General features: G+C 64.5%; 12 protein-coding genes, 1 pseudogene and 1 riboswitch. Of the genes and pseudogenes, 1 reads left to right on the top strand and 12 read right to left on the bottom strand.

Annotated elements, in window-relative coordinates:
* Positions 1-401: acyl-CoA dehydrogenase family protein (locus NS331_RS03755; RefSeq protein WP_193758041.1), on the bottom strand; the 401-nt coding region annotated here is incomplete at its 3' end.
* 118 nt (positions 402-519) lie between these two features.
* On the opposite strand from NS331_RS03755, the gene NS331_RS03750 reads away from it, so the two are divergent.
* The gene (locus NS331_RS03750) at positions 520-1563 is read left to right on the top strand and encodes an AraC family transcriptional regulator (RefSeq protein WP_058640675.1); all 1044 of its coding nucleotides are present in this window, start codon (positions 520-522) and stop codon (positions 1561-1563) included.
* 85 nt (positions 1564-1648) lie between these two features.
* Here NS331_RS03750 and NS331_RS03745 read toward each other — a convergent pair whose 3' ends face one another.
* From NS331_RS03745 to NS331_RS03700, 11 genes and pseudogenes are all read right to left on the bottom strand, one after another.
* Positions 1649-2575, bottom strand: coding sequence for a class I SAM-dependent methyltransferase (locus tag NS331_RS03745; protein WP_058640674.1), 927 nt, complete (start codon positions 2573-2575; stop codon positions 1649-1651).
* A 108-nt stretch (positions 2576-2683) separates the two neighbouring features.
* Positions 2684-2983 carry a rhodanese-like domain-containing protein gene (locus NS331_RS27070; RefSeq protein ID WP_058640673.1) on the bottom strand — a complete coding sequence of 100 codons (300 nt, stop codon included), beginning with the start codon at positions 2981-2983 and terminating at the stop codon, positions 2684-2686.
* Positions 2984-3278: 295 nt separating this feature from the next.
* Positions 3279-3560 (bottom strand): annotated as a pseudogene (locus tag NS331_RS27065) (DedA family protein); the annotation flags it as partial.
* 136 nt (positions 3561-3696) lie between these two features.
* Complete coding sequence (locus NS331_RS03735; RefSeq protein WP_058640672.1) at positions 3697-4518, bottom strand: DUF3047 domain-containing protein; 822 nt, start codon at positions 4516-4518, stop codon at positions 3697-3699.
* 249 nt (positions 4519-4767) lie between these two features.
* Complete coding sequence (locus tag NS331_RS03730) at positions 4768-4974, bottom strand: hypothetical protein (protein WP_058640671.1); 207 nt, start codon at positions 4972-4974, stop codon at positions 4768-4770.
* Between the two features lie 112 nt (positions 4975-5086).
* Positions 5087-6952, bottom strand: coding sequence for a phosphomethylpyrimidine synthase ThiC (gene thiC / locus NS331_RS03725; protein ID WP_058640670.1), 1866 nt, complete (start codon positions 6950-6952; stop codon positions 5087-5089).
* Between the two features lie 116 nt (positions 6953-7068).
* Positions 7069-7177: riboswitch (TPP riboswitch) on the bottom strand.
* Between the two features lie 240 nt (positions 7178-7417).
* A complete protein-coding gene (locus tag NS331_RS03720; protein ID WP_058640669.1) occupies positions 7418-9046 on the bottom strand; it encodes a type I restriction-modification system subunit M in 1629 nt (542 codons plus the stop codon).
* Between the two features lie 118 nt (positions 9047-9164).
* Positions 9165-10304 carry an AAA family ATPase gene (locus tag NS331_RS25355; protein WP_082702236.1) on the bottom strand — a complete coding sequence of 380 codons (1140 nt, stop codon included), beginning with the start codon at positions 10302-10304 and terminating at the stop codon, positions 9165-9167.
* Positions 10301-11572 (bottom strand): restriction endonuclease subunit S, encoded by a 1272-nt coding sequence (locus tag NS331_RS03710; RefSeq protein ID WP_058640667.1) that lies wholly within the window; start codon positions 11570-11572, stop codon positions 10301-10303. The genes NS331_RS25355 and NS331_RS03710 overlap by 4 nt, the downstream gene beginning before the upstream one ends.
* The gene (locus NS331_RS03705; protein WP_082702235.1) at positions 11569-12024 is read right to left on the bottom strand and encodes a DUF1016 N-terminal domain-containing protein; all 456 of its coding nucleotides are present in this window, start codon (positions 12022-12024) and stop codon (positions 11569-11571) included. Before NS331_RS03705 ends, NS331_RS03710 begins: the two co-directional genes overlap by 4 nt.
* Complete coding sequence (locus NS331_RS03700) at positions 12014-15088, bottom strand: type I restriction endonuclease subunit R (RefSeq protein WP_058640665.1); 3075 nt, start codon at positions 15086-15088, stop codon at positions 12014-12016. Before NS331_RS03700 ends, NS331_RS03705 begins: the two co-directional genes overlap by 11 nt.
* Positions 15089-15606: the final 518 nt, after the last annotated feature.

Here is a 15606-nt window from a genome sequence, read left to right as displayed (position 1 = left end):
CTCATGGCCAGCGCGCCGACGTGCTCGCCGCTCACCAGCTTGGGCAGGTACTTCTTCTTCTGCGCCTCGCTGCCGTTGCGGTGGATCTGGTTGACGCACAGGTTGGAATGCGCGCCATACGACAGGCCCACCGAGGCCGAGGCGCGCGACACCTCTTCCATGGCGACGATGTGGGCCAGGTAGCCCAGCTCGGTGCCGCCGAATTCCTCTTTCACCGTCATGCCGTGCAGGCCCAGGCTGCCGAGCTTGGCCCACAGGTCGCGGGGAAAGAGGTTCTCGCGGTCGATGTCGGCGGCACGCGGCGTGATCTCGTGGGCGCAGAAATCGGCGATGGCCTCGCGCAGGGCGTCGAGGGTCTCGCCCAGGCCGAAGTCCAGGCCGGGCAGGCGGGGTGCGGACATGCGTCGTCTCCGTGGATGGTGTGCGAAAGCCGGTCCAGCTTACGCCCGGGCGATTCGCATTTGGCGACACAATGGTTGCAAATCCCGCCATCGCCCTGGCCCTCGGGTTATCCACTAGATGCCCTCTCCCCGCTTCCTCAAACCCCAGCGCGCGGCCACGCCGATGGCTTTCGTACGCGCCGTCGTGCAGGGCTATGCCCGCTACGGCGTGGACCCGGGCGCGGCCCTGCGCGCGGCACAGATCACGCCGCGCGAACTGTGGCGGCCCGATGCCCGCGTCACCGCCGCGCAGTTCGAGGCGCTCAACGAGCATGCGATGCAGGAACTGGACGACGAGGCCCTGGGCTGGTTCGGCCGCCGCCTGCCCTGGGGCAGCCACGGCCTGCTGTGCCGCGCCTCGATCACCGCGCCGGACCTGGGCGTCGCCATCAAGCGCTGGTGCCGCCACCACCGGCTGCTGGTGGACGACATCGCGCTGCGGCTGGAGGTGGAGGGCGACGTGGCCTCGGTGTGGATCGAGGAGCGGCGCGACCTGGGCAGCTTCCGCGAGTTCTGCCTGGTCTCCAGCCTGCGCTTTCTGCATGGCTTTGCCAGCTGGGCCATCGACTCGCGGCTGTGGCTGCAGGCGGCGGACTTTCCCTTCGACGCCCCGCCGCATGCCGATGCCTACGGCCTGATGTTCAGCGGCCGCATCCATTTCGGCGCGGCGCAGGCGGGCTTCCAGTTCGATGCGCGCTACCTGGCGCTGCCGCTGCTGCGCGACGAGGAAGCCCTGCGCGCCATGCTGCGCCGCGCCCTGCCGCTGACGGTGCTGCAGTACCGGCGCGACCGGCTGCTGGGCCAGCGCGTGCGCGAGGTGCTCCGCACCCACGGCGCGCAGGCCTCGACCGCGGAAGGGCTGGCGGCGCTGCTGCACATCTCCAGCCGCACGCTGCACCGGCAGCTGCTGGCCGAGGGGCTGAGCCTGCAGGGCCTGAAGGACGAGGTGCGCCAGCAACAGGCCATGGAACTGCTGCAGCGCACCGCGCGGCCGGTCAAGCAGGTGGCGCTGGCGGTGGGCTTTCGCAACGAGAAGAGCTTTTCGCGCGCATTCCGGGAATGGACGGGGCAGAGCCCGGGCGCCTTTCGGGCCGCAGCGGCGCAGCAGAAACCGGGCGGCTGATGGGCCTCCCCATCATTGTGGTCACCGGCCCGGCCTGCCCCCCCACGCATGACCGGGCCACTCATCGCTGAGTGACGCCCGCGGCCTATGCGCCCGCAGGCGAGGCGTACACCAGCACCTTCAGCGCCCGATCCGCCGACACGTCCGCGAACGCAGGCGGATTGGCCACGCGCTCCACGAAGTGCAGCGCCGGCGCCAGCTCGGCCATCTGGTCCTGGAGGAAGGCCACACCCAGCTCCGGCGCATTGAGGCACAGCAGCGCATGCCCGCCCGGCGCCAGCAGCTCGGGCAAGCGGCGCATCAGCCGCGCATAGTCCTTCGTCGCGACGAAGCTGCCCTTCTGGTAGCTCGGTGGATCGACCACCACCAGGTCGTAGGGCCCGCCACGCGTGACCTTGCCCCAGGTCTTGAAGAGGTCGTGGGGCAGAAAGCTGGCGCCGCCTTCCACCCCGTTGAGCCGGTGGTTCTGCTGGCCGATGGCGATGGCGCCGGCACTCATGTCCACGTTGACCACGCGGCCCGCGCCGGCCTGCAGCGCCGCCACCGAGAAGGCGCAGGTGTAGGCGAAGAGGTTGAGCACCGACGCACCCGGCCGCGCGGCCACATGGGCACGCACCCAGCGGCGGCCTTCGGCCATGTCGAGGAAGAGGCCATGGTTCTGGCCGCGCAGCACGTGCACGCGGTAGCGGGCGCCGTCCTCGGTCACGACGTGCAGGTCGGGCACGGCGCCGGCCATCAGCCGCGTCTCGCTGCGGCCCTCGTGGCGGCACTGGTAGACCCAGTTCAGCGCTTCGCCGGGCGCGACCTCGGCCCAGCGGCCCTGCAGCGCATGGCCCACCGTCGCGAGTTCGTCGTCGGCCAACGGCCGGAAGCTGGTGAGCAGGAAGACCGGCGGATAGGCGTCCAGCGCCAGGTGTTCGCAACCGGGGTGGAGACCGCCGCGGCCGTGGAAGAGGCGGCGCGCATCGGCGTCCGGCTCGAGGTGATGGATGGCATCGAGTAGCGCTTGCATGGGGCGAGCGTGCCACGAAAGCGTCTCGCTTTCGGTGCGGCCCTGCGCTGCATCGGAGGCCGGTGCCGTGCGCCGTCCGTGCTGCAGGCGGGTCGCGACGCCGCCCGCTCAGCCCGCGCCGCTCGCGCCCAGCGACGCGGGACCGACCGGCGCGGGCACCTCGACCACCGCCACCCGGCCGGCAAGATCGGAAGCCATCCAGGTCGACAGGCCGCCTTCCAGCACGCGCACCCGCGGCAGCCCCGCCTTCATCAGCACGCGCGCCGCGGCAACGGCCGACGCATCGTCCGGGCAGTCGCAGAACACCACCAGCTCGCGGCCATCGGCCAGAGGGCCGAGCGCATGCGGAAGCTCTCGCAGCGCGAAGCCGACCGCACCCGGAATGGCCCGCGGGTCGATGGCGCGCACCGGCGCGCACCGGCGCGCCCCGCATGTCGAGCACCGTCGGCGCGCGCCCCTGCGCCAGCGCGGCGCGCAGCGCATCCACGCTGATGGTCACGATGTCGTCGGCACGGCGTGCCATCCGGCGCTGCTGGTAGCGCCAGAGCAGGAAGGCCACCAGCAGCACGCCCCCGACCACGGTGGCGGCCAGCCCCACGTTGGCGAGCACCGCCAGCACGTCGCGGATGGCGGCGTGGAAGACCGCGCCCAGCAACAGGTAGCCCAGCGTCCAGACCAGGGCGCCGACCGTCTCGAAGGCCAGGAAGCGGGCGTTCGACATGCCCAGTGCGCCAGCCATGGGCGGTGCCACCACCGACACGCCGGGCACGTACTTGGCCGCGATCAGCGACAGGCCGCCCCAGCGGCCGAGGATCGCCTCGCTGCGCGAGACGCAGGTGTCGGCCGAGAGCGAGACGCGGCACAGCAGCCGCATCACGGCATAGCCCCAGCGCCGCCCGGCCAGGAACCAGGCGCCGTCGCCCAGGATGTTGCCCAGCAGCGAGGCGAAGACGATCGCCACGGCATTCAGCGCCGAGCCGCCCATCGCCAGGCCACCCGCCACCACCAGAAACGGCACGGCCGGGACCGGCGCGCCGAGCCGTGCGGCCAGCGTCACCACCAGGACCACGGCGGGGCCCTGGGTGGCGAGCAGCGAGATGAGGTCGTTCATGGCAGTCCCGCTAGTCGGCTGTGCCGCCGGCCGTGGGCCGCGCCTCGGCGCGCACCGCGGTCGAGCCGACCAGGCTCAGGTCGGAGAAGTACGCCAGGCCGTGGCCGTGCGTGTTGTCGGCGTCGGCCGAGACCACCACCGCCGCCACACCGGGCGTCGCGCCCTGTGCCTCGCTGCCGAAGGCGCGGCGGTAGTCGGCCAGCAGGTTGCGGCGTTCGCTCACCCAGGTGCCGGGCTGCGCGGCGCGGCCGGATTCGAGAACCACCATGTGCATGCGGTTGGTGAAGGCGTTGACCAGCATCTGGCCCTTGGCCTCCTTGGCGTCCCACACGTAGCACAGCGCCTCGCTGGGCACGTCCTCACCCGAGACGCTGCGCGCCACACCCAGGCGCGTGCGCTCCAGCAGCGGCAAACGGTCGGCCGGGAAGTCGAAGAACACGCACAGCTTGGCGGCACCGTCGTCGCCCGCGCGCGTGTGCAGGTCGGCACCATCGACGAACTGGTCGACGCGCCAGCGCCAGCTGAGCACCGTCGACTCGTTCAACGGCAACTGCACGCGGTGCGACAGCAGGCCATAGGAATCGTTGGCCTCGACCTTGAGGACGCGGCGCCCGTCTTCCGAGACGACGTCGAAGTGGGTGGGCGTCTTGTGCGGCAGCGTGCTGAAGTGCCAGGGGCTCGGGGGCGACGAGCCGGCCGCTGCCGAGAAGGCCGTCAGCGCATTCGGCTCCTGCGCCCCCGCATGCGGCGCGGCAAACCCCACGACGATCACAACGCCGACGAGCAGGCCGGCGCCGGAGCGGGCGTGGACGGAAGCGGAAGCGATGGGCATGGACGGGTTCCCGGCGGTAGCAGCTCGCGAACGTGCGGCGATGGAGCGGCCTGGCATGGGCCACGCGCGAGCATGCAAAAGTGTGCCGCAGAGCTGCCCTGGGATAAATCCCGCAAAAGGAATTACTTTGTCTCCCGCATGGGGACAATCCGGCGCCAATCGCCCCGCGTTTGGGGCGGTGCGTGACGGCGGCACCCCGATGCCGGGCGCCTGCCGCTGTCAGCCCGTGAGCGCGGTCCGCGCCACCCGTCAGGCCGCCGAGGTCTCGCCTTCGCGCAAGGCCGCCTGCAGCGCGCGCGTGCCGCTTGCCAGTGCGGCCTCGTAGCTGTCGGCCGGCGATTCGCACTCGCGCACGGTGCGCATCGGCTGGCCGTTGGCGTCGGTCTGCTGGAGCTTCCAGACGAAGGCGCCGGGCTGCGGCTCCTCCACGATGAGTTTGAGAGGTTGGTGTGTCATGCACCAACCGTGATCCTCTCAGCGGGACGCGTTTTGTCAGCCACGTCCCACACGCCTGTCGGCCAACCCAGCGAATCCGGCGGCGGGCGGATCGGCCCACCGCCGTCCGGCGTCAGCCCTTGGCCGGCTGGATCGGCACGTAGAACTCGCCGCCGCCCTCGCGGAACTCGCGCGACTTCTGGTCCATGCCCTGCGCGGCGTACTCGCGCACCTCCTGCGTGATCTTCATCGAGCAGAACTTCGGGCCGCACATCGAGCAGAAGTGCGCCACCTTGCTCGAATCCTTGGGCAGCGTCTCGTCGTGGAAGTCGCGGGCCGTGTCCGGGTCCAGGCCCAGGTTGAACTGGTCTTCCCAGCGGAACTCGAAGCGCGCCTTGCTGAGCGCGTCGTCGCGCGCACGGGCGCCCGGATGGCCCTTGGCCACGTCCGCGGCGTGGGCCGCGATCTTGTACGCAATGATCCCCTGCTTGACGTCGTCGCGGTCGGGCAGTCCCAGGTGCTCCTTGGGCGTCACGTAGCACAGCATGGCGGTGCCCATCCAGCCGATCATGGCCGCGCCGATGGCACTGGCGATGTGGTCGTAGCCCGGGGCGATGTCGATGGTCAGCGGGCCCAGCGTGTAGAACGGCGCCTCGTGGCAGTGCTTGAGCTGCTCGTCCATGTTGGCCTGGATCATGTGCAGCGGCACATGGCCCGGGCCTTCGATCATGGTCTGCACGTCGTGCTTCCAGGCGATCTGAGTCAGCTCGCCCAACGTGCGCAGTTCGGCGAACTGCGCCTCGTCATTGGCGTCGGCGCCGCAGCCGGGGCGCAGGCCATCGCCGAGCGAGAAGCTCACGTCGTAGGCCTTCATGATTTCGCAGATCTCCTCGAAGTGCTCGTAGAGGAAGCTCTCGCGGTGGTGCGCGATGCACCACTTGGCCATGATCGAGCCGCCGCGCGAGACGATGCCCGTCATGCGCTTGGCCGTCATCGGAATGAAGGGCAGCCGCAGCCCGGCGTGGATGGTGAAGTAGTCCACCCCCTGCTCGGCCTGCTCGATCAGCGTGTCGCGGAAGATGGCCCAGGTCAGGTCTTCGGCCACGCCGCCCACCTTTTCGAGCGCCTGGTAGATCGGCACCGTGCCGATGGGCACCGGCGAGTTGCGCACGATCCAGTCGCGCGTGGTGTGGATGTTCTTGCCCGTGCTCAGGTCCATCACGTTGTCCGCGCCCCAGCGGATGGCCCACACCAGCTTCTCGACCTCTTCCTCGATGCTGGAGGTGACGGCCGAGTTGCCGATGTTGGCGTTGATCTTGACCTTGAAGTTGCGGCCGATGGCCATCGGTTCGACTTCGGGGTGGTTGATGTTGGCCGGGATGATGGCGCGCCCGCGCGCCACTTCGTCGCGCACGAACTCGGGCGTGATGATCTTGGGAATCGAAGCCCCGAGCGGATTGCCCGCCACGCGGCGTGCGCGCTCCTCGTCGGCCAGGTACTCGGCCATCCATTCGCGGCGGCCGTTCTCGCGCAGGGCCACGTACTCCATCTCGGGCGTGACGATGCCGCGGCGGGCGTAGTGCATCTGCGTGACGTTCATGCCGCTTTTGGCGCGGCGCGGCTGACGCTGCAGGGCTGCTGCCTCGGCGCGCAGCTGGGCGATGCGCTCGTGCTCCTGCGGGGCCTGCTGCTCGGCATGCTTGGCGCCGTCGTCCAGCGCCTGGCGGATGCGGCCTTCGTAGCCTTCGGTGTCGCCGCGCTCGTCGATCCAGGCGGCGCGCAGGCCGGCCAGGCCGCGGCGCACGTCGATCTCGGCGCTGGGGTCGGTGTAGGGGCCGGAGGTGTCGTAGAGCGACACCGTCTCGCCATTGGTGAGAAGCACGTCGCGCACCGGCACCTGCAGGTCGGGCCGGCTGCCGGCGATGCGGCCTTTGGTGGAAGCGGGAAAGGGCTCACGCGTCAGCGCGAGCAGATGGGCGAACTTGTCGGGGGCGTTCATGGGGCGGACTCTCCAAAGCACATGGGTGGATGGATGCCCCGCCATCGGCGCCAAGGGGGATGCGGGTGAGCCCGGCCCCGCCGATGGATCGGCGGACGGATGGACGGACACACGCGCCTTGGCGCTGCAGCTCTTCTTACGCTGGTACTAACCAGATCAAGTTCGCGGTTCCGGCGGTCAGGTCCGCCGTCTCAGCACGCCATACGTGCACCCCGGAGCGGGGGGATTCTAGGCGGGGGGGAGTGATGTGGGTCAAGGGAGGCAGCGAGGCGCGCGGGGTAAGCGCCTTTGGGAGCAGATGCGCCGTCCAGCCTGGGCGCCATCGATTACAAGCCCGGTGACCAAGACTGCAGTGCAGCGGTTGCTGTCGGTCAGCCAACACGGCGTGGACGACGTCTGTCGGCCAGGAGCGGACGGTGACGACCGGCTGCTTTCTGGAGGCTCCATTCGTCATCAGCACGAGGCCTACGGCAACAGCTTCAACCCCAGCTCTTTCAAGAAGCGGTTGTGCGTGTCCTTCGCCGCCGCTATCGCCTTCTCGATATCCAGCAGCTTCTGGTGCGTGTCATCCAGATCGATGTCCGCCCTACCCACCGCCGTGCTGATGTAGCGCGAGATGTTCAGGTTGAAATCGTTCTTCTCGATTTCGGCCATCTCCACCTTGCGTGAGTAGCGGGGCTCATCATTGCGGACCTGGTAGGTCTTGATGATCTTGGCGATGTGCTCGTGGGTCAGCTGGTTCTGGCGCTTGCCTTTGACGAAGTGTTGTGCCGCGTTGATGAACAGCACGTCGTCCGGCTTCTTGCACTTCTTCAGCACCAGGATGCAGACCGGGATGCCCGTGGAATAGAACAGGTTGGACGGCAGGCCGATGACGGTGTCGATGTGCCCGTCCTTCAGCAGCTTGGTGCGGATGCGCTCCTCTGCTCCGCCCCGGAACAGCACCCCGTGCGGCAGGATAATGGCCATCACCCCTTCGTCCTTCAGGAAATGAAAGCCGTGCAGCAGAAAGGCAAAGTCTGCCGCCGACTTGGGCGCCAGGCCGTGGTTCTTGAAGCGCACGTCGTCCGCCATCGCCTCGCCAGGCTCCCAACGCAGGCTGAAGGGCGGGTTGGCCACGATGGCGTCGAACCTGGGCTGCTTGGCCGGGTTCAGCTCGCGCAGCTTGTCCCACTCGTTGGCCAGCGTGTCGCCGTGGAAGATCTCGAACTCGGTGTCCTTCACCCCGTGCAGCAGCATGTTCATGCGCGCCAGGTTGTAGGTGGTGACGTTCTTCTCCTGGCCGTAGATCTTGCCGATCGTGCCCCCCGCCTTTTGCAGGCGGCGGCGCACGTTCATCAACAGCGAGCCCGAGCCGCAGGCAAAGTCCATCACGCTGTCCAGCCGTGGCCTTACCCCCGTCCTGGGCTCCTGGCTGTCCAGTGTGACGATGGCGGACAGCACGTCTGACACCTGCTGCGGCGTGTAGAACTCGCCCGCCTTCTTGCCCGAGCCGGCTGCGAACTGGCCGATCAGGTACTCGTACGCATCGCCCAGCATGTCCACGTTGGTGGAGAAATCTGCCAGCCCCTCGGCAATCTTCTGGATGATGGCGCACAGCTTAGCATTGCGCTCGGTGTAGCCCTTGCCCAGCTTGTTCGAGGTCAGGTCGATTTCAGAGAAAAGGCCTTGGAAGGTGCTCTCGAACGACTCGGTCTCGATGTACTTGAAGCCCTCCTGCAGCGTGTTCAGCAGATCTCCGTCTTGCGTGCGCGCCATGTTGGCCACGGCGCTCCAAAGGTGCTCTGGCTGGATGACGTAGTGCACCTTGCGGCGCATCTGCCTCTCGAACGCGAGCACGTCGCCGCGGTTCTCTTCATACCAGACCTGCAGCGGCGTGCTGGCCCCGGTCTGCTTCAGCACGTCTTCGCTGATGTCCGGGTAGTCGCTGCCCAGCTCCTTCTTGGCGGCGGCTTCGTAGTTGTCCGACAGGTAGCGCAGGAACAGGAACGACAGCATGTAGTCGCGAAAGTCGTCCGCGTCCATCGCTCCGCGCAGCTGGTCGGCAATCGCCCACAGGGTCTTGCCCAGTTGTTTCTGCTTTTCTTCGGTCATTTCTTGGGCCGTTGTTAGAGGGTGAGTTCCAGCGTCTTCTTCTCGGCCTGGTCATCCGGGTCGGCCTGCAGCTCCATCTGCCTCTGGCCGTTTTCGGTGGTGTAGAGGATAAGAGCGGTCATGCAACCTCAACCGCTTTGAGGGGAGCAGAAGGAGGTGCAACCGGCGAAGGCGTGTGCAGAACGAATTGGTACTTCTCCTTCAGGCCTGTAAGAACCTTCTCGAATGTCTGCAACGCATCGGCATTGAGGTCGTCCGATTCGAAGTAATAGACCTTCTTGTGAGACAGGGTGTTGACGATGTTTGCTACTTCGTCCGCGTCATCTATCCCTATCTGCGCGAGAACATAGCCAAACTGACCCACGCCGAGGAACGACGCCACGTTTTCCAGCACCTGACGAAGCAGAGCGAAGTGATATGCCTTTAGCTCACCTGCGGCGTGCGCCTTATCTAGCACTTGCAGAAGTCGCAGGTGATATAGGAATACGTCCTTCCGGCAGTTCTCCAGCGTGATCTCTCCGACTTTCAGACTGAGAGTACACACCCGTACCTTGCCCTTGAATTTCGAAGCCTTTTCACCTTTAGTCAGCCAGTCTGACAGTATTGAGAAAAAACCAATGTGATGGGTAGTGATGACGAACTTCCGCTCTTCGTAGTGATCTTCGATTAAATCGAACAGCGTTGAAGCAGTGATGAAGATGTTGTGGTCATCCAGGCTTGAAACAGGATCATCAATAAAGAAGTGGGCCGATTGCTTATCTGCCCATCCTTCAACTTCGAACAGCGCAAGAAAGAAGCACCAAACAAAAATTCTTTCTTCACCTCGAGAAATTTTTCGGGGCACTTTTGAAATGATGTTCGGATCATTTGGATCGGCAACTTCATCGAAGAACATCACAGACTTGATTCCATCCTCTGGATTGTCATGAGGTATGAAATCAAACCGGTAGTCTGGCCGAAATCTGTTCAACTTACTGCGGATGTCATCTTCCGTCAGAGAGCTATGAAAGCGATTCAAGTTACTCTTGCGAATGTCGAGTTGGACGTCTACTTCGCCATTCTCTGAGTCGTTATCCCAAACAAAAAGGTCTTCACTATAGGCGTTGTAGTAGACCCCGGCGTGTGCGCCATTCTCGTCCTTAGTAGCATTCTTATAAGCAACAGATAGCCGCGTTTTGCCTGTTGCGTTGAATGCGTAGATGAGTGTGACTCGCTCTTTGGCAGCCGCTAATTCTTTGGCGATTTGCTCATGGCTCATTGCTCGTCCTCCACAATGGGAAATAGTTGTTGCATCAGGCCCTGCTTGTGGGTCTTGATAGTGTCAAGTTTTTGGGTGGCCGCGGTTATCAGGGCGTCGAGGCTGCTCAGGCAGTCGGCGATGCGTTGTTGTTCGGCGAGTTTGGGAGCGAGAAGCCGCACCGAAGAAAACAAGCTCTTGTTGATGATGGGAACGGCCTGTTTTCCTGCGAGCAATGCGATCCGCTCAGAGGCAAATGACAAGGCGAAGTAGACAAAACCGTCCGAATGCTTGGAGCTTGGGACAACGGCGTTGATCTGTTGGTTCGTTGCGCAGTCGCGGATGTTTTGGGCCACTTTCCCTATCGTGGAACCGATGCAAACGAAAAGGGTACTTCCCGCCCTGATGTGTCGGGTTTCAGCAAAGCCGCCTGCAGTCAAGGTGGTCTTGGTCTGATCGACATACCTCAAGTCAGAGATGTCTGCTGGTGAAACGAACGGGATTCCGCCGCCATAGAAGGCGGGCTGCGCCGTGCTGGGAGTACTTCCGGTGACAACTCTCCCGAAATTTTCCACCGACTGCTCCTCCCAGTCTTCTGCAAACTCTGGGAAGCGGAGGCGCGGTTGGGTTTCACCTTCGCGGGGGAAGAGTTGCTGCATCAGCCCCTTTTTGTGGATCTTGAGTGCCTCCACCTTGCGCCCTTGTGCGGCGATCACTTCGTCCAGGGAACTCAGGCAGTCGGCGATTTTTTGTTGTTCGGCCGGGCTGGGGGTGGGGATTTCAACGCCAAAGAAATGTTCTTTGCTGATGTTCAGCAGGCCGTTGCTGCGCGCGCCGCTCGTGATGTGCTTTTGGAGCTGCTTTCCGTGAATGTTTTGCTCGAAGCAGTTTTGAAAAAAGACATCCGAGTAGCCGTCTTTGAGCCGGAAGGAAATGAAGACGTTCGGAGCCGCCACTTGTCCCCAGCCTTGCAACTGGTAAACGCAGCCCTGCGGAAACTTAAGTGAGTTGCCCTTGTTGTAGACGAAGTCGCCGTCGCTGACCAAGGTGTAAAGCTGATATTGATTGCCAGAGATGTCTCGGCCGAACTTGTCGGCTTGCGGCACAAAGCCTATGCCGGCGGAAATGCTGACAGGCGTGAACTTCCTTTCCCCAACACGTTCAGTGATCGGGGTAGAAGCCTTGCCCAACGACACGGGTTTCCAGGGCTCAGCATCTCGAAACTCCGGAAACCGCAGCTTCGGCACCAGCCCAATCGTGGTTTGGTTCTTCGTGGCGCCGGTCTTCATTCCCCCGCCTCCTGGCTCATCTGCGTGATGAAGCGCTCCATCTCTTCCTTGCGTGCCAGCGCCGCTGGCAAGGCCGCAGCCCCAGGGCCAGCCAGCCATTCGGGAGACAGTGTCTCCCGAATCTGCGGGTACACGCTGTAGAAGAGCCTGAAGCGGCGCAGCTCGCGGGCGTCCACCCGCTTGAGCCCGGCCGCCGCCAAGCGCTGCGCCAAGGCGGGCAAGAGCCTTTCGCCATAGGCCGCGCGGTCTTTGCCCTGCTGCTCGAACGCCAGGATGCGGTGGCCGATCAGCCAGTTGCGCGCGGTCAGGCTGGTGTTGACGGCCTTGGCCGCCATGGCCTGCGATTGGACATGGATGCGAACGATGGCAGACACCAGCGCATCAAAGTCGCCGGGTGTGGTGGATGCCGCTGAAGGCTTGTTCACAGGTAGGGGCGCCTTCTTACTGCTCATAGGCGCTGAGTCCTGAAATCTCGCGCCCCTGGGCGCGTTTGTTCAGCAGCGGCGTCAGCTCGGCCATCAGCGCGGCTTCGGCTTGTGCTCGCGCCTTCCAGCCGAGTTGAAGCGGTTCCATAAGGGCACTGAGGGCGTCGCCGTCGAGGATCAGGCGTTGCAGTGTCTGGTCCACAAAGGCTTGCAGGGCGGGGGTGGCCAAGCCGTGCTGGGTGGCGATGGTGGCCAGCTCGGCGCTGTCGCGTTCTTTCTTGAAGCGGAGGTAGCCCTCGCGGATGGCGGTTTCGCTGAGGCCTTCGCCCGCCTTCAGGGTGTTGATGTAGGCGGCGATGTCGTCGCGCTCGTTCATGAACTTGGCGTCGGCCGCGATGATGCCGATGAGCTGCTCGCGGCTCATCTTGAGCTTGCTGCCGCCCGTGCCCTGCTGGGTGAAGCGGGACATCAGGCCCATGATGTAGTCGTAGTCGATGACGGCGCTGGCGAACAGCACGAACTCGAAGTCGAGCTGCTCCACGTCGTCGGCGCCGGTCTTGTCAACAGCGTCGGGCAGGGTCTTGCCCTGCTGGGCCTTGAGGCGCTGGGCGGTGTCGAGGTACACGCCACGGAAAGCCTGCAGGTCTTCGCGCGGCAGGATGGCTTCGATGGCGGCGGCGTTATCGGCGGTGAGGTCGGTGTACTGGTCCAGCTGAGTCTTGAGGCGCTGCACTTCCTTGAAGGCCTTGATGAAGGCGGTGCGGGCGTCGTCCCCCTTGAGCTGGGGCACGGCCTCGGGCGCGCAGGGCAGGCCCTGGGTCTGCATGAAGTCGGCCAGCTTCTGCACGGCAGCGTCGAGCTTTTCAATGACCACCGGCGCTTTGTCCACCAGCCAGATCTTGCGTTCTTCCTCGGTGGCGTTTTCGCCCGAGAACAGGGCGATGGCTTCGTCCACGTTGGCTTGCTGCTGGCGGAAGTCGAGGATGTTGCCGTAGGGCTTGCTGCCGTTGAGCACGCGGTTGGTGCGCGAGAAGGCCTGGATCAGCCCGTGGTACTTGAGGTTCTTGTCGACGTACAGCGTGTTCAGGTACTTGCTGTCAAAGCCGGTGAGCAGCATGTCGACCACGATGGTGATGTCGATCTTCCTGGCGGCGGGGAAGTCGGCGTTGGGCCACTGCTGGTCTTTGATGCGCTTCTGCACGTCCTGGTAGTACAGGTCGAACTCGCCGATCTGGTGGTTGGTGCCGTAGCGGGCGTTGTAGTCGGCCAGGATGGCTTTGAGCGCGGCTTTCTTGCCTTCTGGGTCTTCCTCGTTGTCGGCCTTTTCCTGCTGCAGGTCTTGCTGCAGTTGCTTCACGTCGGGGTTGCCTTCGGCCGGGGGCGAAAACACGCAGGCGATGTTGAGCGGCTGGAAGGCCGGGTCGGCTGCCTGCTTTGCCTTTTGCAGTTCGTCGAACAGGCCGTGGTACTCGATGGCGTCGTTGATGCTGGCGGTGGCCAGCACGGCGTTGAAGCGGCGGCCGGCGGTGGCGGTGTCGTGCTTGGCCAGGATGGCCTCGACCACGGCTTTCTTGGCCAGGGCTTCGCCAGGCTTGGGCGGATTCTTGCCTTCAGGCTTGTAGTAGTCCACGTGGAAGCGAAGCACGTTGGCGTCTTCAATCGCGTGGGTGATGGTGTAGGCGTGCAGCTGCTTCTGGAACAGGTCTTCGGTGGTCTTGAACTGGCCTTCTTCGCCCTCGAACTGTTTGGCGGTGGCGTTTTTCTCGAAGATGGGCGTGCCGGTGAAACCGAAGAGCTGGGCCTTGGGGAAGAAGGTCTTGATAGCCTCGTGGTTGTCGCCAAACTGCGAGCGGTGGCATTCGTCGAAGATGAAGACGATGCGCTTGTCGCTCAGCGGTTCGAGCTGTTCCTTGTAGGTCTTGAGGTCGTTTTTCTTGCGTTGTTTGTTGCGCTTGCTGTTTTCGTCCAGCGCCAGGCCCAGCTTCTGGATGGTGGTGACGATGACCTTGTCGGCGTAGTCGTCTGACAACAGGCGGCGAACCAGCGCCCCGGTGTTGGTGTTCTCTTCGACGCAGCCTTCCTGGAAGCGGTTGAATTCTTCGCGGGTCTGGCGGTCCAGGTCCTTGCGGTCGACCACAAATAGGCACTTCTCGATGTCGCGGTTGTCCTTCAACAGTGTCGACGCCTTGAAGGATGTGAGCGTCTTGCCGCTGCCGGTGGTGTGCCAGATGTAGCCGTTGCCGCTGTTCTGGTGGATGCACTCCACGATGGCCTTGACCGCATACACCTGGTAGGGCCGCATCATCAGCAGCTTCTGCTCGCTGGCCACCAGCACCATGTAGCGGCTGATGGCCTGGCCCAGCGTGCACTTGGGCAAGAAGGTCTCGGCAAAGTGGTCGAGGTGGGTGATCTTCTTGTTGGCCTCGTCTGCGAACTGGTAGATGGGCAGGAAGCGCTCCTCGGCGTTGAAGGCGAAGTGCCGGGCGTTGTTGTTGGCGAAGTACCAGGTGTCGGTGCGGTTGCTGACGATGAACAGCTGCAGGAAGCACAGCAGGGTCTTGCTGTAGCCGTTGCCGGGGTCGTTCTTGTAGTCAACGATCTGCTCCATGGCGCGGCGCGGGCTGATACCCAGCGTCTTGAGCTCGATCTGCACGCAGGGCACGCCGTTGACGAGGATGAGAACGTCGTAGCGGTGGTGGCTGTAGTCGGTGTTGATGCGCAGCTGGTTGACGACCTCGAAGCTGTTCTTGCACCAGTCCTTGATGTTGACCAGGGTGTAGTTCAGCGGCGTGCCGTCGTCGCGGGTGAATGTTTCGCGCTCACGCAGCTTCCGGGACGCGGTGAAGACGTCGGGCGTGACGATGTCGTCCAGCAGGCGGGTGAACTCGCCGTCGGACAGGTGGACCCGGTTCAGGGCTTCGAACTTCTCGCGGAAGTTGCGTTCCAGCGCGGCGCGGTCCCGGATGTCGGGGCGGTACTCGTACTTGAGGCTCTGGAGTTTGCCGATGAAGCCGTACTCGATGTGCTCTTCCTTGACGACGGGGCTCGATGCTCCGGACGACGGGTCGTAAGCAGACTTGGACGAAGGCATGGGGTAACGAACGGGGTATAGGCGATGGACCGACAGGCTGCGCGACGAGCGGACGGCTACGGATTGTGGCCGTTGCCCCAGGAAGTGTGACGTCCTGAACGCCTCCATTTTGAGGCGAGAGGGCCCAGCATCGGGTGGATGCGTTTGCAGGCCGCCAACGCTAGAGCCAAATCTACGGCAGTACCCGAACCGTTTCGTGCCCGAAGCTGCAACGGACGCCAATGGCCGCTTATTGGCAGGCTCGCCCACATGCTTTGTGTCGGAATTGGGTCGGTAGCTGTCCGCCACGGAGTGCGCGGCGAACGGCTGCAATCAGTCTGAAGCGGTCGGAGCCGGTAGCTACGCGAATGGCTGCTGGGAGCCGTAATCATCCGATTGAGAGCATTGCCCGAAGGTGGGCTTCATAAACAGGCACTTTTCAACGGTGTCAGTCGTGAAGCGGCCATCGCGTAGATCGCCGCGACAAGCAGCCCTCTGCGGGTAACTGCTCCCCCCTCGCCCTCCCTTCCCCCCTAGCA

This window comes from Pseudacidovorax intermedius (assembly GCF_001476815.1).
In the GTDB taxonomy this organism is placed as follows: Bacteria; Pseudomonadota; Gammaproteobacteria; order Burkholderiales; family Burkholderiaceae_C; genus Xenophilus; species Xenophilus intermedius_A.
The sequence above is the reverse complement of the archived record's forward strand: the minus strand, read 5'-3'. Positions and strand labels throughout refer to the sequence as shown.

Bases quoted from the DNA above. Each gene is read 5' to 3' on its own strand.
- thiC (WP_058640670.1), bottom strand. From the start codon at position 6,952: ATGAACGCCCCCGACAAGTTCGCCCATCTGCTCGCGCTGACGCGTGAG.
- NS331_RS03700 (WP_058640665.1), bottom strand. From the start codon at position 15,088: ATGCCTTCGTCCAAGTCTGCTTACGACCCGTCGTCCGGAGCATCGAGC.
- NS331_RS03730 (WP_058640671.1), bottom strand. From the start codon at position 4,974: ATGACACACCAACCTCTCAAACTCATCGTGGAGGAGCCGCAGCCCGGC.
- NS331_RS03710 (WP_058640667.1), bottom strand. From the start codon at position 11,572: ATGAAGACCGGCGCCACGAAGAACCAAACCACGATTGGGCTGGTGCCG.
- NS331_RS03745 (WP_058640674.1), bottom strand. From the start codon at position 2,575: ATGCAAGCGCTACTCGATGCCATCCATCACCTCGAGCCGGACGCCGAT.
- NS331_RS03720 (WP_058640669.1), bottom strand. From the start codon at position 9,046: ATGACCGAAGAAAAGCAGAAACAACTGGGCAAGACCCTGTGGGCGATT.
- NS331_RS03750 (WP_058640675.1), top strand. From the start codon at position 520: ATGCCCTCTCCCCGCTTCCTCAAACCCCAGCGCGCGGCCACGCCGATG.
- NS331_RS03705 (WP_082702235.1), bottom strand. From the start codon at position 12,024: ATGAGCAGTAAGAAGGCGCCCCTACCTGTGAACAAGCCTTCAGCGGCA.
- NS331_RS03735 (WP_058640672.1), bottom strand. From the start codon at position 4,518: ATGCCCATCGCTTCCGCTTCCGTCCACGCCCGCTCCGGCGCCGGCCTG.
- NS331_RS25355 (WP_082702236.1), bottom strand. From the start codon at position 10,304: ATGAGCCATGAGCAAATCGCCAAAGAATTAGCGGCTGCCAAAGAGCGA.